Annotated in this window: 18 protein-coding genes and 2 pseudogenes; 8 read left to right on the plus strand and 12 right to left on the minus strand. The window is 73.5% G+C overall.

Annotated elements, in window-relative coordinates:
- The first annotated feature begins 110 nt into the window (after positions 1-110).
- The gene (locus CP980_RS28245; RefSeq protein ID WP_132758677.1) at positions 111-881 is read left to right on the plus strand and encodes an acyltransferase; all 771 of its coding nucleotides are present in this window, start codon (positions 111-113) and stop codon (positions 879-881) included.
- On the opposite strand, the gene CP980_RS28250 is transcribed toward CP980_RS28245, so the two are convergent.
- Both CP980_RS28250 and CP980_RS28255 read right to left on the minus strand, forming a co-directional pair.
- Positions 878-1744: a DMT family transporter gene (locus tag CP980_RS28250; protein WP_150529328.1), complete on the minus strand. Its 867-nt coding sequence runs from the start codon at positions 1742-1744 to the stop codon at positions 878-880. The two genes, CP980_RS28245 and CP980_RS28250, sit on opposite strands and share 4 nt — an antisense overlap.
- Positions 1745-1896: 152 nt before the next feature.
- Positions 1897-2301, minus strand: a complete 405-nt coding sequence (locus CP980_RS28255; RefSeq protein WP_132758994.1) for a CoA-binding protein — start codon at positions 2299-2301, stop codon at positions 1897-1899.
- Positions 2302-2400: 99 nt separating this feature from the next.
- Between CP980_RS28255 and CP980_RS28260 the strand changes: the two genes are divergently transcribed.
- From CP980_RS28260 to CP980_RS28270, 3 genes are all read left to right on the plus strand, one after another.
- Complete coding sequence (locus CP980_RS28260; protein ID WP_099893918.1) at positions 2401-3027, plus strand: YigZ family protein; 627 nt, start codon at positions 2401-2403, stop codon at positions 3025-3027.
- Between the two features lie 122 nt (positions 3028-3149).
- The gene (locus CP980_RS28265) at positions 3150-4316 is read left to right on the plus strand and encodes an exonuclease SbcCD subunit D (RefSeq protein WP_132758681.1); all 1167 of its coding nucleotides are present in this window, start codon (positions 3150-3152) and stop codon (positions 4314-4316) included.
- Positions 4313-7318 (plus strand): AAA family ATPase, encoded by a 3006-nt coding sequence (locus tag CP980_RS28270; protein WP_150529329.1) that lies wholly within the window; start codon positions 4313-4315, stop codon positions 7316-7318. The genes CP980_RS28265 and CP980_RS28270 overlap by 4 nt, the downstream gene beginning before the upstream one ends.
- 15 nt (positions 7319-7333) lie before the next feature.
- Here the strand turns inward: CP980_RS28270 and CP980_RS28275 are convergent, their stop codons facing one another.
- Positions 7334-7984: a DUF1326 domain-containing protein gene (locus tag CP980_RS28275; protein ID WP_132758685.1), complete on the minus strand. Its 651-nt coding sequence runs from the start codon at positions 7982-7984 to the stop codon at positions 7334-7336.
- Positions 7985-8199: 215 nt separating this feature from the next.
- Here CP980_RS28275 and CP980_RS28280 point away from each other — a divergent pair, with 215 nt between their 5' ends.
- On the plus strand, positions 8200-9045 hold the full coding sequence (locus CP980_RS28280; protein WP_150529330.1) for a DUF2182 domain-containing protein: 846 nt from the start codon (positions 8200-8202) through the stop codon (positions 9043-9045).
- Positions 9046-9061: 16 nt separating this feature from the next.
- Here the strand turns inward: CP980_RS28280 and CP980_RS28285 are convergent, their stop codons facing one another.
- Positions 9062-9508: an Lrp/AsnC family transcriptional regulator gene (locus CP980_RS28285; protein WP_132758689.1), complete on the minus strand. Its 447-nt coding sequence runs from the start codon at positions 9506-9508 to the stop codon at positions 9062-9064.
- Between the two features lie 94 nt (positions 9509-9602).
- Here CP980_RS28285 and CP980_RS28290 point away from each other — a divergent pair, with 94 nt between their 5' ends.
- Positions 9603-10142: a rhodanese-like domain-containing protein gene (locus CP980_RS28290; RefSeq protein WP_150529331.1), complete on the plus strand. Its 540-nt coding sequence runs from the start codon at positions 9603-9605 to the stop codon at positions 10140-10142.
- An 87-nt stretch (positions 10143-10229) separates the two neighbouring features.
- On the opposite strand, the gene CP980_RS28295 is transcribed toward CP980_RS28290, so the two are convergent.
- The 4 genes from CP980_RS28295 to CP980_RS28310 all read right to left on the minus strand — a co-directional run bounded on the left by CP980_RS28295 (position 10230) and on the right by CP980_RS28310 (position 16316).
- The gene (locus CP980_RS28295) at positions 10230-11954 is read right to left on the minus strand and encodes a DUF885 domain-containing protein (RefSeq protein ID WP_189999273.1); all 1725 of its coding nucleotides are present in this window, start codon (positions 11952-11954) and stop codon (positions 10230-10232) included.
- Between the two features lie 153 nt (positions 11955-12107).
- Positions 12108-13541, minus strand: a complete 1434-nt coding sequence (locus tag CP980_RS28300) for a GNAT family N-acetyltransferase (protein WP_132758694.1) — start codon at positions 13539-13541, stop codon at positions 12108-12110.
- A gap of 221 nt (positions 13542-13762) precedes the next feature.
- Complete coding sequence (locus CP980_RS28305; protein ID WP_373313017.1) at positions 13763-15358, minus strand: alkaline phosphatase D family protein; 1596 nt, start codon at positions 15356-15358, stop codon at positions 13763-13765.
- 106 nt (positions 15359-15464) lie between these two features.
- Entirely contained in the window at positions 15465-16316 is an 852-nt protein-coding gene (locus CP980_RS28310; protein WP_150529334.1) for an alpha/beta fold hydrolase, read from the minus strand.
- A 296-nt stretch (positions 16317-16612) separates the two neighbouring features.
- Here CP980_RS28310 and CP980_RS28315 point away from each other — a divergent pair, with 296 nt between their 5' ends.
- Complete coding sequence (locus tag CP980_RS28315; RefSeq protein WP_150529335.1) at positions 16613-17386, plus strand: GntR family transcriptional regulator; 774 nt, start codon at positions 16613-16615, stop codon at positions 17384-17386.
- A 148-nt stretch (positions 17387-17534) separates the two neighbouring features.
- On the opposite strand, the gene CP980_RS28320 is transcribed toward CP980_RS28315, so the two are convergent.
- The 3 genes and pseudogenes from CP980_RS28320 to CP980_RS28330 form a co-directional block, all read right to left on the minus strand.
- Complete coding sequence (locus CP980_RS28320) at positions 17535-18692, minus strand: ROK family transcriptional regulator (RefSeq protein WP_099893929.1); 1158 nt, start codon at positions 18690-18692, stop codon at positions 17535-17537.
- Between the two features lie 100 nt (positions 18693-18792).
- The gene (locus CP980_RS28325) at positions 18793-19443 is read right to left on the minus strand and encodes a response regulator transcription factor (RefSeq protein WP_099893930.1); all 651 of its coding nucleotides are present in this window, start codon (positions 19441-19443) and stop codon (positions 18793-18795) included.
- 4 nt (positions 19444-19447) lie between these two features.
- Positions 19448-19993 (minus strand): annotated as a pseudogene (locus CP980_RS28330) (sensor histidine kinase); the annotation flags it as partial.
- A gap of 34 nt (positions 19994-20027) precedes the next feature.
- Between CP980_RS28330 and CP980_RS28335 the strand changes: the two are divergent.
- Positions 20028-20177, plus strand: a pseudogene (locus tag CP980_RS28335) (transposase); the annotation flags it as partial.
- 595 nt (positions 20178-20772) lie between these two features.
- Here the strand turns inward: CP980_RS28335 and CP980_RS28345 are convergent.
- A complete protein-coding gene (locus CP980_RS28345) occupies positions 20773-22344 on the minus strand; it encodes a tryptophan halogenase family protein (protein ID WP_150529336.1) in 1572 nt (523 codons plus the stop codon).
- Positions 22345-22376 lie beyond the last annotated feature (32 nt).

The raw sequence follows: 22376 nt of genomic DNA on the forward strand, positions 1-22376 counted from the left end.
AGTGCCGAGCGTGTCGCGCTACCGGCACGGTAGGGCACGGGCCCGCCCCGGCCGTCGATGGGGTGAAGATCACGGCGCGCTCGGGGCACCCGGCGCGCTACGGTGACCCGGTGCCGAAGAACCAGAACACGTTCTCATCGCCGACGGCCCTGACCACCCTGCGCCGCAGGCTCGCCAACCGCGTCGTCCACGCGGGCTGGCGCTGGATGCAGCAGGCCGGTGCGGTCACCGCGCAGACCCCCGGCAGGCTGCGCTTCGGCGCGATCGGGCACGGCACCCGCCTGGCGTTCCCCCAGGGCACGGTCTTCGGGGAGCCGTGGATCCGCCTCGGCGACCACTGCATCATCGGCGAGCAGGTCACGCTGACGGCCGGGATGATGCCGGGCCTCGACCTCGGGACCGAGCCGGTGCTGGTCCTCGGCAACGGCGTCGTGCTCGGCCGGGACACCCACGTCATAGCCGACACCCGGATCACCATCGGGGACGACACCTTCTGCGGGCCCGGGGTGTACATCACCTCCACGAACCACAGCTACGACGATCCGCACGAGCCCGTCGGCAAGCAGTGGCCGCGCAGCGCCCCGGTGGAGATCGGCCCCGGCTGCTGGCTCGGCACGGGCGCGGTGATCCTGCCCGGCGCGAAGCTGGGCCGCAACGTGGTGGTCGCCGCGGGGGCCGTCGTACGGGGCGAGGTGCCTGACCACGCGGTGGTGGCCGGGGCGCCCGCGCGGATCGTACGCCGGTGGCAGCCGGAGACGGGCTGGCAGCCGCCGCTGCGGACCCCGGCGCCGGTGCCGATCCCGGAAGGGGTGACGCCGCAGCAGCTGCGCGCGGTCGCGCTGCTGACGGAGGCCGAGGAGCGGGCCGCGGAGCCGCGCTAGCCGGCGGCGAGCAGAACCGTTCCGGCGAGGGCCAGCCCGGCCCCTGCGGCCTGGACGGTCCGCAGCCGCTCCTTGAGGACGACGAACGCGGCCAGCGCCGTGATCACCGGGTAGAGCGAGGAGAGTACGGCGGCCACGGTCACCGGACCGCTCTGGGCGGCGACGGAGTACGTGCCGTTCGCCGCCACGTCGGCCAGGCCGACGAAGGCCAGCGCGGGCAGCAGTCCCCACAGGATCCGCGGGCCGCTCCCGGCCGGCAGGGCCGGGGCGCCGCGCCGGGCACGGACCCACAGGGCCGCGCCGCCCGCGGCCACGTTGGTGACGCGCTGGACGAACAGGGCGAGGAAGAGCCCGGTGACGCTGCTGGACGCCTGCGCGATCAGGGCCATCACCGCACCGAATCCGAAGGCCGCGGTCAGCGTGAGCACGACCGCCCGGCGCTGTACGGGCGCACCGCGAAGCTCCGGGCCGCCCGCGAGGACGATCCCCACGACGGCCACCGCGATGCCGGCGAACTGGCCGGCCCCGGGGCGTTCGCCCAGCGCCAGCCCGGCCGCGACGGGCACCACCACACCGAGCGAGCCGAGCGGCGAGACCACGCCCATCGGCCCGAGGGCGAGCGCCTTGTAGAAGCTGAACATGGCGACGGGCCCGACCAGGCCGGCCGCGACCGCGAACCACAGCTGCGGCCCGGCCTCCCGCCAGGCCCCGGTGCCCAGGACGACCGCGCCGAGCGCGACGACGGCGAGCACCTGGGAGGCCACGACCACCGTGAGCGCCGGCAGCCGACGGGTCAGCAACCCGCCGCCGAAGTCGGCGAGACCCCACAGCAGGGCTGTGGCCAGGGCGAAGAGGGCGGTCATGACGGGGGCCTCGCAGTACGCAGTGGTGCGGCAGGGAGCACTGCGCACGGTAGTCCAGCCCCCACCGCGCCACCGCATACGGGTCGGAGCGGCCCGCGCCGGACGCGCCCGGACAGGCGCGTCCGGCCTCGGACCGGCCTCGGACCGGCCTTCTACAGGGCCGGGATCTCGATGGCGGGGCAGCGGTCCATGACCATCTCCAGCCCGGCCCCGCGGGTCCGGGCGGCCGCGGCCTCGTCGATCACGCCGAGCTGGAACCAGACGGCGTCCGCCCCGGCGGCCACGGCCTCGTCGGCGACGGCCCCGGCCAGGTGGCTGTTGACGAAGACGTCGACCACGTCGACCTTGAACGGGATCTCCGCGAGCGAGGCGTAGCCCTGCTCGCCGTGCACGGTCTCCGCCTTCGGGTGCACGGGGACGACGCGCTTGCCGAACCGCTGGAGCGTGCGCGCCACCCCGTACGCCGCCCGGTCCCGGTTGTTGGACAGCCCCACCACCGCCCAGGTGTCGCCGAGCTCGGTGAGGATCTTGCGAATGGTTGCCGGGTCGCCGTACACGGGCGCCGCCTCCTGTTGCCTTCCGGACACGGCCGGTACCCCGGTCCGCACCGTGATCAACCGAAAGGACGCATGTCCGATTCCCCGTAGGGTGGAGCGGTGAAGTCGGATCAGTACGTGACGGTGGCCCGTGAGGGCGTGCACGAGGCGGAGATCAACCGCTCGCGCTTCCTCTGTTCGCTCGCGCCCGCCGCGACGGAGCAGGAGGCGCAGGAGTTCGTCGCGCGCGTCCGCAAGGAGCACCCCACCGCCACGCACAACTGCTTCGCGTACGTGGTCGGGGCGGACGCCTCCGTGCAGAAGGCCAGCGACGACGGGGAGCCCGGCGGAACCGCCGGGGTGCCCATGCTCCAGATGCTGATGCGCCGGGACGTGCGGTACGCCGTCGCCGTCGTCACCCGGTACTACGGCGGCGTGAAGCTCGGCGCCGGCGGGCTCATCCGGGCCTACGGGGGAGTGGTCGGCGAGGCCCTCGACGAGCTCGGCACCGTCACCCGGCGCCGCTACCGGCTGGTCACCGTCACCGTCGACCACCAGCGGGCCGGCAAGACCCAGAACGACCTGCGCTCCACCGGCCGGACCGTGGTGGACCTGCGCTACGGGGCCGCCGTCGAGATCGAGGTCGCCCTGCCCGAGGCGGACCTGCCCGCGTTCGAGGCCTGGCTCGCCGACAGTACGGCCGGCAGCGCCACCCTCACCCTCGGCGGGGAGACCTACGCGTCCTGAGGACGTGCCGTGCGGGCCCCGGCGACGCGTTAGCGTAGAGGGGCTCAGCGAGCGGGAGACGACCGGGACGACCAGGGGGACGGAAGAGACATGTGCGGCCAGACGTCCGGCGGGGCCGGCGAGTGAGGCTCCTGCACACCTCCGACTGGCATCTCGGCCGGTCCTTCCACCGCGTCAACCTGCTCGCGGCCCAGGCCGCCTTCGTCGACCACCTCGTCGAGACCGTCCGCGAACACGAGGTCGACGCCGTCCTCGTCGCCGGCGACGTCTACGACCGCGCCGTGCCCCCGCTGCCGGCCGTCGAGCTGTACGACCGGGCCCTGCACCGGCTCGCCGACCTCGGCGTGCCCACCGTGATGATCTCCGGGAACCACGACTCCGCCCGCCGCCTCGGCGTCGGCGCCGGGCTGATCGGCCGGGCCGGGATCCACCTGCGCACCGACCCCGAGGGCTGCGCCGACCCCGTGGTGCTGGCCGACGTACACGGGGAGGTGGCCCTGTACGGACTGCCGTACCTGGAGCCCGCCCTGGTGAAGGACCGGTTCGGCGCGGGCAGGGTGAGCCACGAGGCCGTGCTGGGCGCGGCCATGGACCGGATCCGGGCCGACCTCGCCGCCCGCGCCCCCGGCACCCGCTCCGTCGTCCTCGCCCATGCCTTCGTCACCGGCGGACAGGCCAGCGACAGCGAACGCGACATCGCCGTCGGCGGGGTCGAGGCCGTACCCGCCGCCGTCTTCGACGGGGTGGACTACGCCGCCCTCGGCCACCTCCACGGCTGCCAGACGATCAACGAACGGGTCCGCTACTCCGGTTCCCCGCTCGCTTACTCCTTCTCCGAGGCCGACCACCGCAAGACCATGTGGCTGATCGACCTCGGCCCGGCCGGGGAGATCACGGCCGAGCGCCTCGACACCCCCGTGCCGCGCCGCCTCGCCCGGCTCCGCGGACGCCTCGACACGCTGCTGGAGGAGCCCGCGTACGCCGCGTATGAGGACTCCTGGATCGAGGCCACCCTCACCGACCCGGTCCGGCCCGAGGAGCCCATGGCCCGGCTCGCCGCCCGCTTCCCGCACACCCTCAGCCTCGCCTTCGACCCCGAGGGCCGCGAGGAGTCCGCCGGTGGCTCGTACGCCCAGCGGCTCAAGGGGCGCAGCGACCAGGAGATCGCGGAGGACTTCGTCGCCCACGTGCGCGGCGGCGGGGTCGCGGACGAGGCCGAACGGGCCGTGCTCCAGGGCGCCTTCGAGGACGTACGGGCCGACGACGGCCGGCAGGAGACCCGCCGATGAGGCTGCACCGACTCAGGATCACCGCCTTCGGGCCCTTCGCCGAACCCCAGGAGATCGACTTCGACGCGCTGTCCGGCGCCGGGATCTTCCTGCTCCACGGCCCGACCGGCGCGGGCAAGACCTCCGTCCTCGACGCCGTCTGCTACGCCCTGTACGGATCGGTGCCCGGCCCCCGCCAGGCGCCCGGCACCAGTCTGCGCAGCGACCACGCCGACGCCGGGACCCCGACCGAGGTCACCCTCGAACTCACCGCGGGCGGGCGGCGCCTGGAGATCACCCGGCGCCCCGAGCAGGACCGCCCCAAGAAGCGCGGCAGCGGCACCACCAAGGACAAGGCGCAGAGCTGGCTGCGCGAGTACGACGGGGAACGCTGGCAGGCACTCAGCCGTTCCCACCAGGAGATCGGCGAGGAGATCGAGCAGCTGCTCGGCATGAGCCGCGAGCAGTTCTGCCAGGTGGTGCTGTTGCCGCAGGGCGAGTTCGCCAAGTTCCTGAGGGCCGACGAGGCGGCGCGGGGCCGGCTGCTGGGCCGGCTCTTCGACACCCGCCGCTTCGCCGCCGTCGAGCAGCTGCTCGCCGAGCGCCGCCGGGCCGCCGAGGCCAAGGTCCGGGCGGGCGACGAGAAGGTGCTCGCCGCCGCCCAGCGGCTCGCCCAGGCCGCCGGGGACAGCGCCGACCTGCGGGCCTGGCCGCTGCCCGGGCACCAGCCGGGCGATCCCGGGCTGGCCGGGGCCGTCCGGGCCTGGGCCGCCGTCGCCCGCTGCTCGGCCCGGGAGCGGCTGACCGTCGCCGAGTACGCGCTGGCCGCCGTCGAGGGGCGGCACGCCGCCGCCCGGCGCGCCGCCGACGAGGAGCGGGAGCTCGACCGCCTCCAGCGCCGGCACGCCGAGACGGTCCGCCGCAGCGCCCTGCTCGCCGGGGCGGAGCCCGAGCGGGAGCGAGTCCGCGCCCTGCTGGACCGGGCCCGTCGGGGCGCCCTGGTGGCTCCCGCGCTCGAACTGCGCGGAGCCGCGTCGGCCGCCCACCTGTCCGCGGCCCACGCCGAGACCGCCGCCCGGGCGCAGCTCCCGCCGGCCCTCGCCGAGGCGGGTACCGAGCAGCTGTCCGCCGTCGAGCAGCGGCTGCGCGAGGACCTCGGTGCGCTCGGCGCCGCCCAGCGGTCCGAGCAGCGCAGCGCCGAGATCGGCCGTGAGCGGGCCACGCTGGAGCGGGAGGCCCGCGACGCCGAGGAGCAGTTGCGGGACTCCGCCGACTGGCTCGCCGGCTGGGAGGCCACCCGGGCCGCTCTGGCGGAGCGGGTGGACGCCGCCCAGCAGGCCGCGACGCTGGCGGAGCAGCTCGCGGGGCGGCTGGAGCCGGCCCGGCTGCACCTGAACGCCGCACGGCGCCGGGACGCCCTGGACGCCGACGCGGAGCGCGCCGAGGGGGAACTGCTCTGCGCGCGCGAGGAGTCGACCGCCGCCCGGGAGCGCTGGCTGGAGCTCAAGGAGGCCCGGCTGCGCGGGATCGCCGCCGAGCTCGCCGAGGCGCTGGTGGCGGGCCAGGCCTGCACGGTGTGCGGATCGGCGGAGCACCCCGCCCCGGCCCGCCCGGCCCCCGGGCACGTGGACCGGGCCGCCGAGGACTCCGCCCACGCCCGCTACGAGCGGGCCGAGGAGCGCCGGGCCGCCGTCGAGCGGAAACTCGCCGCCCTCCAGGAGGCCCGGGCCGAGGCAGAGGCCGCCGCCGGGGAGGCCACGACGGCCGAACTCCTCGCGCTGACCGCGGACCTGAGCTCCCGCCACGCCGCCGCCCACGCCGCGGCCGCCGGGCTGCACACCGCCCGGGAGCGGCTGGCCGGCGCCGAGCGGGAGCACGCCGTACGCAGCTCGGACCGGCTCGACGCCGAACGCCGGGCCGCCGGCCGGGCCTCCCGGCGCGAGGCACTGGACCAGGAGCAGGCCGCGCTGGAGGCCGAGCTGGCCCTCGTACGGGACGGCGCGCCCACGGTCGCGGCCCGCGCCCGGACCCTGGAGGACCGGGTCCGGATGGTCACGGCCGCCGCGGCCGCGCTGCGCCGGGCCGAGGACACCGCCGCCCGGCTCAAGGAGGCCGACGCGCAGCTCGCCGACGCCGCTTTCAAGGCCGGCTTCGACACCGTCGACGCCGCGGCCGACGCGGTCCTTCCCGACTACGAACGCAGCGCGCTGCAACGGAGGCTGGACGCCTGGCAGGCGGAGGAGGCCATGCTGGCCGACCGCCTCGGCGAGAGCGACACCGCCCTGGCCGCGACCCGGCCCCCGGCCGCGCCGGACGCCGCCGAGGCGTACGAGGCCCGGGCCGCGGCGAAGTTGCGTACGGCAGGATCCTCCGTGGACGCGGCCCGGCTGCGCTGCGCCGAGCTGGACCGGCTCTCCCGGCAGGCGGAGCAGGAGCTGCGCGCGCTGGGCCCGCTGCGCGAGGCCTACGACCGCGTGGCCCGGCTGGCCGCCCTGACCGCCGGCACCTCGGCCGACAACGAGCGCAAGATGCGCCTGGAGGCGTACGTCCTGGCCGCCCGCCTGGAACAGGTCGCGGCGGCCGCGACGGTACGGCTGCTGCGGATGTCCGGCGGCCGGTACACCCTCGTCCACTCCGACGCCAAGGCGAGCGGCCGGGGGCGGTCCGGCCTCGGGCTGCACGTGGTCGACGCCTGGACCGGCAGCGAGCGGGACACGGCCACGCTGTCGGGCGGCGAGACCTTCTTCGCCTCGCTCGCCCTGGCCCTCGGCCTGGCCGACGTGGTCACCGACGAGGCGGGCGGGATGCGTCTGGACACCCTCTTCATCGACGAGGGCTTCGGCAGCCTCGACGACCAGGCGCTCGACGAGGTGCTCGACGTACTGGACTCGCTGCGCGAACGGGACCGCAGCGTCGGCATCGTGAGCCACGTCGCCGACCTGCGCACGCGCGTCCAGGCCCAGTTGGAGATCGTCAAGCAGCGCGGCGGCTCACTGGTCCGCCACCGCACCGCGTCCCGCTAGGCCGCGTCCTTCGGATCAGGGCCCGGTCCAGTCGAAGGTGATGTGCTTGCTGGACCGGCCTGCGCGGCTCCAGGCGAAGCCGTGGGCGTCGGCGCGGTCCGCCGTGGAGCGGCCCCAGGTCGCGACCTGGCCCGGCCCGGTCTCCGCACCCGGCAGGTTGGTCGACTGGACGCGCGCACCCTCCGGGGTCGTGGGTCCGGTCAGCGCGACCGCGCTCGCCTCGACCCGGTCCGGTACCACGGCCCGCCAGCTCGCGAGGTCGTCGGCGACCTCGATCTCGATGGGGGCGAACTCCATGCCGCGCATTTCGGCGCCCATCATGCTCGCCATCTCGGCGGGCCAGCTGCCCGCTTGGCCGCCGAAGATCATCTGAAGGGCCTCGCGCTGGGAGTCGTCGGCGCGCTCGTCGACGAAGACCGCGGCGTACGTGTCCCGGTGCTCGCCCCAGATGTTGCCGACGAACGAGGCCAGCATCAGCACGTTCAGTCCGTCCAGCCGTACGTCGCCATAGCGGCCCTCGCGGATGTGCCAGGCCAGGATGCCGTCGCAGTCCCCGTGGGTGGGCAGCTGCGCGAACGAGCACGGGCAGGGCACGTCGCACTTGCAGGTGTCGAACCAGTCGCCCGCCGCGTGCCACCGGGGAACGGCCGCCGTCGTCTCGGACATCTCCCTGCCTCCTCGTCGTGACCGTGCCGGGGCGTCGGTCTCGGGAGGACGGCAGAGCCCCCGGGGGCCATCGCCGGCCCACGCCCGGGTCGTACGGGTGTGTCCACCCCGATTGTCCCACCGCAGGGGCCGCCGGGCGGAGGTGCTTTCCGTATACACGGGCCATACACGCGCTTCCGCGCGCACGGGCGGTTGCGCCATGCTGTGCTGGAGGTGTGCGCCTCGACCGGAAGGCCCTGTCACCCCCTCTGCGCCCCGCGAACCTGCTGTCGGCCCGGCAGCTCGCCTTCGCCTGGTCGGTGATGGCGTCGATCGCCCTCCTCGCCTGGGTGCTGGTGGTCGACCAGGCGCGTGGCATGGGGGTCGAGCCGGGGACCATGGGGATGGGCGTCCCGCTGTTCCTGCTGCTGTGGCTGGTCATGATGGTCGCCATGATGTTCCCGTCGGTGGCCCCGGTGGCCCTCACCTGGGCGCGGGCCATCGGGCGCCAGGCGCCCTCGGGGGTGGTGCGGGTGGCTCGCACGGCGCAGTTCGTCTGCGGGTACCTGCTGGCCTGGACGGCCTTCGGCCTGATCGCCTACGGGCTCCTCGCCGGGACCGGGGCGCTGGTGGACGCGTATCCGGGCGCCGGGCGCTGGATCGGCGCCGGTGCCTTCCTGGTCGCCGGGCTGTACCAGTTCGGCCCGTGGAAGGAGCTCTGCCTGCGGCACTGCCGGAGCCCGATGGGCCAGCTCGTGCGCTACGCGGGCTTCCGGCCCCGGGCCCGCGACCTGCGCGTCGGGGCGCACCACGGGGCGTACTGCGTGGGCTGCTGCTGGGGGCTGATGGTCGTCCTCGTGCCGCTGGGCGTCATGAACGTCGCGGCGATGGCCGCGGTGGCCGTGGTGATCTTCGTGGAGAAGCTCTGGCGGCTGGGCCCCGTCTTCTCGCAGGTCGTCGGGGTCGCCTTCGTCGTCCTCGCGGTGCTGAGCCTCTTCCAGCCCTGGCTGCTGCCGGGCCTGGTCCCGCCGCAGTCGCCCATGACGCAGATGCTCCGGCCCGGGGGTCCGGCGGCGGGCTGAGGCGCGCAGGCGGAGGTCAAGGGCTGAGCGGGCGACGGGGCAGCGGGGAGGAGTAGACGATGCTGGTGGTGACGGAGCCGAGGCCCGCGATGCGGCCGGCGACCTCCTCCAGGTGTCCCATCGAGCGGGTGGCGACCTTGAGTACGAAGCAGTCGTCGCCCGTGACGTGGTGGGCCTCCAGGATCTCCGGGGTCGCCTGGAGCAGATCGTGGAACGGCTTGTAGTTGCCGTGCGGATAGCGGAGCCGGACCAGCGCCAGGATGGATTTGCCCAGTTTCTCCGGGTCGACCACGGCGGTGTACCCGGTGATCACGCCGGCCTCCTCCAGGCGGCGCACCCGCTCGGTGACCGCGCTCGCGGACATCGAGACGGTGCGCGCGAGATCGGCGAAGCTGGCCCGGCCGTCCTCCTGGAGGGCCGCCAGGATGCGCCAGTCGGTGGCGTCAGGGGAATAGTCGGTCATGAGCCAGATGTAGCAGGGGAATCCCCGGCCGAACAAGGCGAAGGCCGGGGAAAGCCACTTCCCGAGTTGATCACGGGCTCGTAGATTCGGAGCCATGACGACGACAGAGAACAGCGCCGCCCCGGCCGCCGCAGCCACCGTGCCGGCCGCGCCCGCCGCCAACCCCGTGCTCCGGGTGCCCCCGGCCGCCCCGGCCGCGGCCGCCGCCTACTTCGCCGCGAGCCTCGCCTTCCACGCGGACGTCTCCGACGTCGCCGCCGCCTTCAAGGCCCACCGCGAGCAGGGGGCCGAGCTCGGCTTCCAGCTCCTCGACTCCCGCTCGACCCCGGCCTGGGACCAGGCACACGTGCCGGGCGCGGTCCACCTGCCGACCGCCCTCATCCCCGAGCAGGCCGAGCAGCTGCTCGACAAGAGCCTTCCGGTGGTCACGTACTGCTGGGGCCCCGGCTGCAACGGAGCCACCCGCTCCGCCCTCGCCCTCGCCCAGCTCGGCTTCCAGGTCAAGGAGATGCTCGGCGGCATCGAGTACTGGATCCGCGAGGGCTTCGAGGTCGAGACCTGGCAGGGCAGCGAGCAGCGCGCCGAGGCGGACCCGCTGACCGCGCCCACCGACTCCGACGACTGCGGCTGCTGAGCGGCGCTCGCACGCCGCGAACGTCGTACGGGCCGCCCGCCCCCTGTGGAGGGAGCGGGCGGCCCGTACGCGTGAGCGCGCCGCCGGTCAGAGCTTCGAGAGCTCGTCCACCAGGTCGTCCAGGCCCAGCGAGCCCTGCGACAGGGCCGCCATGTGCCACGCCTTCAGGTCGAAGGAATCGCCGTGCGCGGCGCGGGCGTTGTCCCGGCCGAGCAGCCAGGCCCGCTCGCCCAGCTTGTAGCCGATCGCCTGGCCCGGCATCGACAGGTAGCGGGTCACCTCGCTCTCGATGAAGTCCGCCGGCCGCCCGCTGTGCAGGCCGAAGAACTCCTGGGCCAGGTCGACCGTCCAGCGCTCGCCCGGGTGGAACGGCGAGTCCGCGGGGATCTCCAGGCCCAGGTGCATGCCGATGTCCACGATGACGCGCGCGGCGCGCATCATCTGGCAGTCCAGGTAGCCCAGCCGCTGCTCGGCGTCCTTGAGGTAGCCCAGCTCGTCCATCAGCCGCTCCGCGTAGAGCGCCCAGCCCTCGCAGTTGGCGCTGACCCAGCCGACGGTGGCCTGGTAGCGCGAGAGCTGGTCCGCCACGTGCGTCCACTGCGCGAGCTGCAGGTGGTGGCCCGGAACGCCCTCGTGGTACCAGGTGGAGACCAGGTCGTAGACCGGGAAGCGGGTCTGGCCCATGGTGGGCAGCCAGGTGCGGCCCGGGCGGGAGAAGTCCTCCGAGGGGGAGGAGTAGTACGGGGCCGCCGCGCCGCCCGGCGGGGCGATCATGGATTCCACCCGCTTGACGCGCTCGGCGAGTTCGAAGTGGGTGCCGTCGAGGTTCTCGATGGCCTCGTCCATGAGTCCCTGGAGCCAGTCGCGGACCTCGTCGACGCCGTCGATGTGGGTGCCGTGCTCGTCGAGGTGCTTCAGCGCCTCCCAAGGGCTCGCGCCAGGGAGGATCTTGGCGGCCTCGGCCTTCATCTCGCCGAGCAGCCGGTGGTACTCGGACCAGCCGTAGGCGTACGCCTCGTCCAGGTCCAGGTCGGTGCCGTTGAAGTACCGCGACCAGCGGGCGTAGCGCTCGCGGCCCACCTCGTTCGGCGCGTCGGCGACAGCCGGCGCGTACACGTCGCGCATCCAGTCGCGCAGTTCGGCGAGGGCCGCGGTCGCTCCGGCGGCCGCCTCCTCCAGCCCGGCGCGCAGCGCCTCCGGGCCGCGGGACGCGAAATCGCCGAAGAAGGTCTCGCTTTCGCCGTCGCTCCCGCCGTCCTCGCCCGCCCAGGTGGTGAGCTGGCCGATGAACGTGGCGGTGGCGCGCGGGCCGCCGTACAGGCCGCGTTCCAGGCCGAGCGCGAGGCTCTCGCGGTAGCCGGCGAGGGCGGCGGGGACCGCGCGCAGCCGCTCGGCGATCGCGGCCCAGTCCTCCTCCGTGTCGGTCGGGGTCAGGGTGAAGACGTCCCGGACGGAGTGGGCGGGCGAGTGGATGTTGCTGACCGCGCACAGGTCCTCGTCCGCCTCGTACACCGCGAGTTCGGCGGTGAGGCGCTCGCGCAGCAGGCGGGCGCAGCGGCGCTCGGCGTCGCTGTCCGCGCCGGGCAGCCGCTCGGCGGCGTCGAGACGGGCGAGGGTGGAACGGGACAGCTCGGCGGCGGCCGCACGGCCGGCCGGCGAGAAGTCCGGGAGCCGGCTGGAGCACGCGGCGACACCGAGATAGGTGCCCGTGATCGGGTCGATGGCGATGAGGTCGTCGACATATGCGTCGGCGACCTGGCGGGGCAGCCGGGAGGCGCTGTCGCTGCGAAGGGTCTCTGACATGCGGCCCATCTTCGTACGGAGGACGGCCCCGCGTCATCACCGTTCGCTCTCAGCCTCCTGACGTGCACGGGAGCGGCGGAGCGCGGTTCCGCTCCCGTGCCTTCCAGGGGTACGGCGCGCGGTCGCGGCCGCGCCGGACGCCGGATTCCCCCGGCGTCCGGTTCAGCGCGGGTGCTGCTGCCCGTACGGCTGCTGCGCGCGCGGGAGTTCGTACGCGAGGCCGGAGACGGCCGGGGCCGCGTCCAGCCGGGCCGTGATCACCAGGGTGCCCTCCTCGATCTGGTAGTCGAGCGGGAGGCCGAGGCCGCGCATGGCCGCCACCATGCCGGTGTTGGAGGCCTGGGTGACGGCGTAGACGCTGTCGCAGCCGGTCTCGGCGGCCATCGCGATGAGACGGCCCAGCAGTTCGGAGCCGATGCCGCGGCGCTGCCAGTCGTCCTCGATCAGGAGCGCGACCTCGGTCTCGTCCCCGTCCCACAGCAGGTGGCCCAGGGCGACGAGCTTGCCGGACGCCGTGGTGGCGGCGAGCGTACGGCCGAACCGGGGGCTCAGCAGGTGGCCGAGGTAGCGGTCGGCGTCGGAGACGGGACCGTGGTAGCGCAGGCCCAGGGTGCGCTCGGAGCAGCGGTCGTGCATGGCGCGGGCGGCGGCGAGGTCGGAGCCGTCGGCGCGGCGCACGGTGATCTCGTTGCCCTCGGGCAGCGTCAGGACGTCCTGGCTGCGCGGGACGCGCGGGCCGAGCCGGGCGTCGAGCTCGACGAGGGCGCGGGCGCGGGCGAACTCGGTCGGGGTGAAGGGCAGGTAGGGGCGCTCGATGGTGATGGCTCCGCCCGAGGGGTCGCGCAGCCGCATCACCGTCGCCTCCAGGACGCCCTCGACCGGGGCGTCGGCGCCCGCGTTGGGGCGGCCGGAGAGGGTGGTGGCCGGGATCGAGTGGATGGTGCAGCGGCCGAGCAGCTGGCGCAGCGCGAGGGGGAGCTCGGCGGCGTCCAGGGCGGTGCGGGTCGCCAGTCCCAGGACGCGGGTCGGGGTGTCGACGAGGTCGTGCGCGTCGGCGCGTTCGATCCACGTGCTCCGGCCGCCGGCTCCGGCGACGGCGCGGGAGAGGTCGGAGGAGGGCAGCTCGTGCGGGGAGCGCAGCAGGAACTCGTCGACGGTGCCGCCCTCGGGCAGCGGGTGGGTCTGGAGCGTCAGGATGTCGACGCGGTGGCGGGCGAGCGCGCTGCAGATCGCGGCCAGGCTGCCGGGCTCGTCCCGGACGGTCGTCCGCATCCGCCACAGGGCGGGGGTGGCGGTGGCGCTCTCGGGCGCGGACGAGGCCGGGCCGGCGCCCGGGGCCGGATCGGAGGGCGCCGTGCTCGGCGGCGGTGCATGGCTGTTGTGGCGCCGTGCCCACCAGGTGTGGAAGGCCGTCGTGACGAGGAGCGCGACGGCCGAGGCGATGAGCAGGACCGGGCCGTGGGGACCGTGGGCGACGAGGTTGGCGATGCCGTCGGCGACCGCGACGGCGCAGAACAGCGCGGCCAGTTCGACGAGGTCGCGGCGCCAGTGGTGGCGGTGGTGGCGCTGGGCGGGGGCGTGGTTGCGTTCAGTCATGCATGCCACTGTGACGCAGGGGTGTTGCGTGATCACGAACGATCTGTGTCCGCCTGGTTAAGTGTCCGTCTGGCCGATTTCGCCCGGTTTTTCGATCGGGGCCCGGGCATCCGGAATCCGCGGCGGCGGGCCGGGGACCGGGTCCGGGGCGCCGGTGGATCCGGGCTCCGGCACCGGACGTCCGGGGGCCGCGCCGCTCCCGGCCCCCGGACCTGCGGTCGCTACTGGCCCACGCGCCCGGGCTGGAGCGAGGTGCTGAAGAGCACGCCGCCTCCCTGCCGGCGCAACCGGACGGTGAGCTCCCCGCCTTCGCCGTCGATCTCGACCTCCCCGTAGTACGGGGGGTTCTCGGACGGTGACATGTTGGCGACCGGCGCCGACTGGACGTACGCGGTCTCGGGGCCGAAGGTGGCGTCGAGCTTCCCGGCGGGGAACCCGCCCGCGCCGATGGGGCCGGAGACGAACTCCCAGAACGGCGCGAAGTCGGTGAACGCGGCCCGCTCGGGGGCGTAGTGGTTCGCGGCCGTGTAGTGGACGTCGGCGGTGAGCCAGAGGGTGCCGGTGATGCGCTGGTGCTTGATGTGGCGCAGGAGTTCGGCGATCTGGAGCTCGCGGCCGAGCGGGGCGCCCGGGTCGCCCTGGGCGACGGCCTCGAAGTTCTCGCTCCCGTCGGGGACGACGATGCCCAGGGGCATGTCGGAGGCGATCACCTTCCAGGTGGCGCGGGAGCGCGACAGCTCGCGCTTGAGCCAGGCCAGCTGCTCCTGGCCGAGGATGCCGATGGGGTCCACGGTCTGGCGGCCGGGGGAGTTGGCGTCGCGGTAGGTGCGCATGTCGAGGACGAACACGTCGAGCAGCGGTCCGTACCGCATCACCCGGTACATGCGGCCCTCGGCGCGGCCGCCGCGGAGGTCGGTGACCGGGAAGTACTCGCCGAAGGCGCGGCGGGCGCGGCCGGCGAGGGTGTCGACGTCGCGGACGGTGTAGCGGGGGTCGTCGATCACCTGGCCGGGGTACCAGTTGTTGCGGACCTCGTGGTCGTCCCACTGGGCGAGGACCGGAACCTGGGCGTTGAAGTCGCGCAGGTTGCGATCGAGCAGGTTGTAGCGGAAGTTCCCACGGAACTCGTCGAGGGTCTCGGCGACCTTGGACTTCTCCTCGGTGGTGATGTTGCGCCAGACGCTCCCGTCGTGCAGCGGGACCGAGGCCTGGATCGGCCCGTCGGCGTAGATCGTGTCCCCGCTGAAGAGGAAGAAGTCGGGGTCGCGCCGGCGCATCTCGTCGAAGACGCGGTAGCCGCCGAGGTCCGGGTTGATGCCCCAGCCCTGGCCCGCGAGGTCCCCGGACCACAGGAAGCGCACGTCGTGGCGGCGGGAGACGGGGGTGGTCCGGAACGTGCCGCGGACCGGCTCTCCGGTACGGCGCGGGTCGTCCGGGTCGGCCAGGACCACCCGGTAGTGGATCTGCTGCCCGGGCGGGAGGTCGCGCAGGGTGGTGGTGCCGGTGAAGTCGGTGGCGGGGCCGAGGAAGGGGCCGCCGTGCCGCCGGACGCCGTAGCGGAACGACTCGCTCGGGGAGGTCTCGACGTACATCCGCGCCGGGCGGTCGGAGCGCGTCCAGATGGTGGCCGAGTGCGCGGTGATCTCACCGGACTGGGTGCCCCACGGCGCGCTCGGGCGCCCGGAGCGGGTGAAGGCCGCGGCGGTGGCGGGCGCGGCGAACGCGGGCGCGGCGAGCGCGCCGGAGAGGGCAAGGCCCACCGGAACGGCGAGTGAACCGCCGAGCAGGGACCGTCGGGTGTGCGGCATCGGTGCCATCGGAGCGTCTCCAGGGGCCGGCGGGGACGGGTCGGACCAGTGTGCCGTCGCACACGGGCCCGCCCGCGTCGCCCAACCGAACCGTGGATGAACAGCCGTCAGCCGCTCAGGCCGAGTGGCCGGTTGTGGCGCGCACCGTGTCCAGAACCACGCGGCAGACCAGCGCGGGGTCGTCGTTCATCGGTACGTGGCCGCAGCCGCGGAGCCGGACCAGGCGGGCGTCCGGGACCGTGCGCTTGGCGCGTACGCCCTGGCGGGGCAGGAGCAGCCGGTCGCGCGAGCCCCAGGCGATGGTGACCGGCAGGCCGGGCACGTCCGAGGTGAACCGCACGGTGCGGCCCGCGGCCAGCGTCTCCTCGAAGCCGGTGGCCTCGCGCAGGGCGAGGGTCTCGGCGACCACGGCCTCGGGGGCACGGCGGGCCGGGTGCGCGTAGATGGTGCCGGTCAGCGCGGTCCGCCCGGCGGCGCTGCGCGAGAGCCGCTCCAGGGTGGTGGGCGGCAGCGTGAGCGCGCCGATGCGCATCGCGCGCAGGGTGGCGAAGGCGTACTTGCGCTCGGCCTCGGTCCAGAACCCGGCGGGGGAGAGCGCGGTGACCGAGCGGACCAGGCCGCTGCGGCCCATTTCGAGGGCGAGCAGCCCGCCGAGGGAGTTGCCGACCACGTGCGGGCGCTCGACGCCGAGGGCCGTGCAGAGCGCGCCGAGCGCCGGGACGAAGGTGCCCAGGTCGTACGGGACCCCCTCGGGCAGCGGCTCCGAGGCGCCGAAGCCGGGCAGGTCGACGGCGATCACGTCGTGCTCGGCGGCCAGGATGTCGGTCACCGGGTGCCAGGCCTGGAGGTGGTGGCCGATGCCGTGCAGCAGGAGGAGCGGTGTGCCCGCGCCCTTGCGCTCGTAGGCGACGGTGGCGGTGCGGGGGCCCAGCGGCGATTCGATCGGGAAGGAGACCGTGGCGGTCATGCTGCTCCTCGTCGGGTGGACGCGTGTGAGACAGGTTGTCAGTAATGACTACCGCCATGATTACCGCCCGGTAGCCCGGCGGGACAAGCCTCCGGCGCGTGTCGCGACGAGCGAGAACATCGCATGAACGGCTTGATACGTATGCCCGATGTGCCCGGTAAAGGGGTGAGGATTGGTCTTGACCAAGGGGGTGCGCCGTCCTATCGTCGCAGGGATAGTGCAGGAACCTTTAATAAACAAAGGCGCGGAACTGCCGCTGGAACACGGCGATTGCAGCGATGGCAGGAGGAGTCAGGGTGGGGACCACGCAGCTCGAAACGGTGCCGGAGCCTAAGTACTGGCACCTCAAGACCGTCCTCAGCGAAGCGCTCGACCAGGACTTCGCCGTGGGCGAGGTCCTGCCGAACGAGCGTGAGCTCGCCGCCCGATTCGGAGTCGCCCGTGCGACCCTGCGCCAGGCCCTGGAGCAGCTCGAACTCGAAGGTCGGCTGCAGCGCCGCCGCGGGGTCGGCACCACCGTGGCCCCGCCGCGGGTGGGCGTGGCGGTCGCCGGCTCCGGGCAGGGCTGGCCCGGCGAGAGCGTCGACGGCTGGGAGCTCGTGGACGCCGATGTGGCCGATGCCGTCATCCCGTCCGCCGCCGTCCTGAAGCTGCTGGGCGGCGCTGCCGACGCCGGCCGGCCCGTGCACACCGTGCGCCGGACCCGGGTCTCCCACGGGCAGGCCGTCGCCGCCGAGCTCCTGTACGTCCCGGCGGCTTCCGTGCCCGGCCTGTCCGCCATCGACGCCCCGGCCGGGCCCGCCCGCGCCCGGGCCGTGCTGCGCGAGCTGCAGCGGCTCGACCTCGACGGGCAGGACCGCTCGGTGGAGCTCGGCTCGGCGCGTGCCGATGACGCCAAGGAGCTGGACCGGCTGCCGGGCGCGCCGGTGCTCGTGGTCACCACCCGGTACTTCACCGCCGCGGGGACTGCGGCCGTCTCGGTGGCCACGTACCGCGCGGACACCTGCCGCCTGACCTTCGGAGACTCGGGCGACGTGGAGATAACGCACGACGCGCGCGTCGCCTCCTGACCTTCGCGGCGGCCCCGCCCCGCCCGCAACGGCCCGTCCCGGCTCCCGCCGGGGCCGGGCCGTTCGCGTTTCCGGCCGCGGCGCGATCGGCACCGGGCGACAGGGCCGCGCACACCGGGGGCGGCAGAGGGTGTGCGCCGGGGCGGGGTCAGCGGCGGCGGGTCGTGACGGTCTTCTCCACCGCGAAGAGCTCTTCCTCGACGTGGTCCAGGGCCAGGCGCAGGGCTCCGGTGGCCACCGCCGCCTCGCCGAGCAGGGACTGCGCCACCCTCGGGGGGCGCAGGCAGTAGCGCTCCAGCTCCCGGCGCAGGGGATCCAGGACCCCGTCCAGGCCGGCCGCCCAGCCGCCGACCACGACGAGTTCCGGATCCATGGCCAGGACCAGCGCCGCCACGTCGTGCACCAGCCGCTGGATGAAGCGCTCCACCGCGGCCACGGCCCGCTCGTCGCCCCGACGGGCCATCGTGAACACCTCGGCGACCGCCTGCTCGTCCAGCGGGTGCAGCGGTTCGCCGGTCGTGGACAGCAGCTTCTCCGGGGTGACGTCGCGGCCCAGCAGGTGCAGGGCGCCGATCTCGCCCGCCGCCCCGCCGTACCCGCGGTGCAGCCGGCCCCCGATCAGGGACCCGGCGCCCGGACTGAGCCCCGCCATCACGAAGACCATGTCGTCGGTGTCCTGCGCGGCGCCCTTCCAGTGTTCGGCGACCGCGGCCGCGTTGGCGTCGTTCTCCACCTGCACGGGGCAGCGGAACGAGCGCCGCAGCCGCTCCCCGAGCGGCAGTCCCGTCCAGCCCGGCAGGGCCGTGCCCAGGCGAACGGTGCCGTCCGCCTCCACGATCCCGGGGCTGCCGACGCCGACCGCCCGCAGCGAGTCGCGCGGTACGCCGGCCCGCCGCAGCAGATCCGCCACCGCCGCCCGTACCCGCTCCAGCCGCTCGTCGGCGGACGCGGTCTCGGCGACGTCCTTGGTACCGGCGCCGATGACCCGCCCGTCCAGCCCGGACAGCAGCACCGCGACGCGGTGCGAGCCGATCTCGATGCCGAGGAGATGGCCCGCCTCGGCCCGGAAGCGGTAGCGCCGGGCCGGCCGGCCCTGGCGCCGCGCACCCTCCTCCGCGCCGGCCTCGACGACGAGCCCGGTCCCGATCAGCCCCTCGACCACGCCTTCGACGGTCGGCCGGGACAGCCCGGTCACCCGGGTGAGGTCGGTGAGGGTCGGCGATCCGGCCGCCCGCAGCGCACGCAGCACCACGGCCGAATTGATGCGCCGGAGCAGAGAGGGATCCCCGCCGGTCAGCTGCCCCAACGTGTGTCCTCCCAGCTAGCGAGCTTGTCTGCCGGATCGTACTGTGCGCCCGGGGTCACTGCGAGACGCAGCCCCCCATCGGCCGGAACCGGCTCCTCCCTCAGGCCGGGGCGACGAATCCGGACTCGTACGCCGTGATCACCGCCTGGGTCCGGTCACGCGCCCCCAGCTTGCCCAGGATCGCGCTCACATGGGACTTCACCGTCTCCGTGCCGACGATCAGCTCCTTGGCGATCTCGACGTTCGTCAGCCCGCGCGCCATCGCCCGCAGGACCGCCTCCTCCCGCTCGGTCAGTGCGGCCCGCTCCAGCACCGCCCGCGCCTGCCGGTTCCCGTACTCGGCGGCCAGTGCGCGCACGGCCGCCGGGAACAGCAGCGTCTCGCCCTCCGCCACCAGCCGGACCGCGTGCACGATCTCGGAGGGGCGGGCCCGCTTCAGCAGGAACCCGTCCGCACCGGCCCGCAGCGCCTGGTACACGTACTCGTCGTTCTCGAAGGTGGTCACCACGAGGATCTTCGGCGGGGAGTCCACCGTCCGCAGCACGGCCCGGGTCGCCTCGATCCCGTCGAGCAGCGGCATCCGGACGTCCATGGCCACCACGTCCGGCCTCAGCTGCCGCACGAGCGGGACGACGGAGGCACCGTCGGCCGCCTCACCCACCACTTCGATGTCGGGCTGGGCCTCCAGGACGGCACGCAGACCCGCGCGCACCAGGGGTTCGTCATCGACGAGCAGAACGGTAACCGGCATCCGGTCAGCGTATTCGCTCCAGCGGAAGCCGTGCGCGCACCCTCCAACTGCCCTCGAACGGACCGGTCTCGGCCTCCCCGCCCAGCAGAGCCGCCCGCTCCCGCATCCCGCGCAGGCCGCTCCCGCTGCCGGGGGTGAACGCGGGCTCCTGCGGGAGCGGGTTCGTGACCTCCATGTCCAGCCTGCCGACGGCCATCTCCACCCGGACCCGGACGGGCACCGGACCGCAGTGCCGCAGCACGTTCGTGAGGGCCTCCTGCAGGATGCGGTAGCCCTCCCGGGTGACCGGGCCCGGCAACTGCTCCAGCGGTCCGGTCAGTTGCGCGTCGACCTCCGAGCCCGAGGCGCGGGCCGACTCCAGCAGGCGGTCTGCCTCGGCCAGCGTCGGCCGCTGGGACACGGGCTGCGCCGACTCGCGCAGGACCAGCAGGACCCGCTCCAGGTCCTCCAGCGCGGCCCGGCCCGTCTCCTCGATCGCGCTCAGCGCCCGGTCGGTGAAGTCGGGGTTGCCCGCGGCCCGGGCCGCCCCCGCCTGCACCACGGCGACCGTCTCCCTTAAGAGGTCCTAACATAGGCATCGGACGTGGCGGTGGGTCGTGGAGCGGACCATCGCCTGGCTCCACGGCTTCCGCCGGCTCCGCATCCTATGGGAACGGCGCGACGACATCCACGAGGCCTTCCTCGGCCTCGCCACCTGCCTCATCACCCACCGCCACGTCCGACGCCTTTGTTAGGATCTCTTAGTCTCCGGCAACGGGTTCCGTGCCGGACCACCGGCTGTAGGTACGCAACCCGTACAGCAGTGGACGGCAGTCCTTTTCCTGCCGGGTGACACGTACAACTTCGCTGGACACCGCTACATGGTCGCCCACCAGCTGCGACACGGGACGGTGTAGTCCGCCACGGTGTGGGCGTCCTGCCACAGGTGTGGGCCGGCGGCGTTGGCGTTCAGGTGCCATCCGACCTGGCAGGACTGGTCGGGATCGCCGGACGCGAACAGCTCCGCGGTTTCGCGCGCTCCGTCATGAGCAGGTTCACCGTGAACTCGGCGCGAGCCAGGAACGCAGCCAGTGTGGGACTGGCAGCGCGCATCACACCAGAAGGGCCGGCGGCTCCAGCCAGATGATGCACACCGACGAGCACGTCATTCCCACGGGTTTCCGGCGAGGTCGGTCGCTCTGAAGACGGCCACACCGATCGGGAAGCCCCTCATCATCCCACGGAGCGCGTCGGCCACGGACGGGTCGGGCGAACGGGCTGAGAGCGAGTCAGTCATGAAGAACCCTACTGCGACACGGATTCGGCGGAGCGCCAGCAGCCGAACTCAGGTCACGGAAGCTTCTGCATCGCGGCGAAGTACTCGTACTGGCTGGGTAGGGTATCGACCAGGAACTGTGCCTTGTCCCGGATGGCGGCGAACTCCTTCTGTGCCGCTGTGGAGTCGGCCAGGCCGAGCGCAGGCGAAGGGCGCAGCTCGATCGCGCCGGTGCCGAGCAGGATGGCCATGTACGAGTACGGCGGCAGTCCGTGGTAGTAGGGGAAGACGTTCTCGGAGTCGGGAAGCTGCACCTGCCAGCGTTCGATGCGGTCGGCGAGCGCGTCCGGGATCGCCCGGGTCTTGGTGTCCTTCCAGTACTGCGTGTCGTTGCGCCCAGCGCCCTTGTAGTGCAGGACGAGGAACTCCCGTACGCCGTCCATCACGTTGGAGACGGCCGAGTTGTAGCCGGCACGCAGCTGCGGATGCCAGTCCGCCCCCGGGAAGTGCTTGACCAGCTGCTCGATGGCGTGGTGGATGAAGAAGATGCCGGTCGACTCGAGCGGCTCGACGAAGCCGCTGGACAGCCCGATGGCGACACAGTTGTTCTTCCAGGACTGCTCGCTGCGCCCGATCCGCATGCGGATGTGGTTGGCTTCGACGTCCGCGGCCTCCGGGCCTACGAACTCGCGCAGCGTGCGCTCGGCTTCCTCGGGCGAGCAGTAGTCCTTGGCGTAGACATACCCGGTGCCGATCCGGCCGAACAGCGGGATCGTCCAGATCCATCCCGCCTCCTGGGCCGTGGCCTGGGTGTACGGCGGGATGCCGCGCGTCTTCATGTCGAGCGGGACTTGGAGGGCAACCGCGCTGTCGTTGGGCAAGGTGCCCTGGTAGGAGATAAAGGGGACTCCGAGCGCCTGGTTCAGCAGCACTCCGCGGAACCCGGTGCAGTCGATGTACAGGTCGCCGCTGATGTCACCGTGCCCCTTGGTGACGATGTGGCTGATCCACCCGTGCTCGTCGAGTTTGACCTCCTGGACCTCGTCGATGATGTGCTGCACACCCCGGTCCGTCGAATACCCGGTGAGGAACTTGGCGAGCAGAGCCGCCTCGAAGTGGTAGGCGTACGGGAACTGGGTCCTGCCCTGGTGCTCAGACATGGTGAGGCCGGCTGGCTCCTCGGCCCGCTCGTCGAACTCCTGCCGGAGGAGCGAGCCGTTCAAGTACCGCGGGCTGCGCCCCGCATCACAGAGGGACGCCATCACGAAGCAGTCCCTGTCGAACCTGTCGGTCGGACCGTCCTGCAGCCACCAGTCGGTCATCGAGAACCCGTCGACCGAGCGCATCTGCTCGAACGGGTGGTAGAAGTGGTGCCCGGGCCGCTGCCAGTCCTGGAACCGGACGGCCAGCTTGTAGGTGGCGTTGCAGGCCGGCATCCAGTCTTCTTCCTTAAGGTCGAGGAACTCGAAGAAGTGCCGGATGTCGCTGAACGTCGCCTCGCCGACACCAACCGTGCCGATCTTGCCGGACTCGACGAGGGTCACCGACAGACGGTCACCGAATGCCTTCTTCAGATACGACGCGGTCATCCATCCTGCCGTACCGCCTCCGACGATCACGACCTTGTCAGGGTTCTTCGTATTCATGCCAGCACCTCAAGTTTGCAGGGAAATTGGGG

The organism is Streptomyces vinaceus, from assembly GCF_008704935.1.
Classification (GTDB): Bacteria; Actinomycetota; Actinomycetes; order Streptomycetales; family Streptomycetaceae; genus Streptomyces; species Streptomyces vinaceus.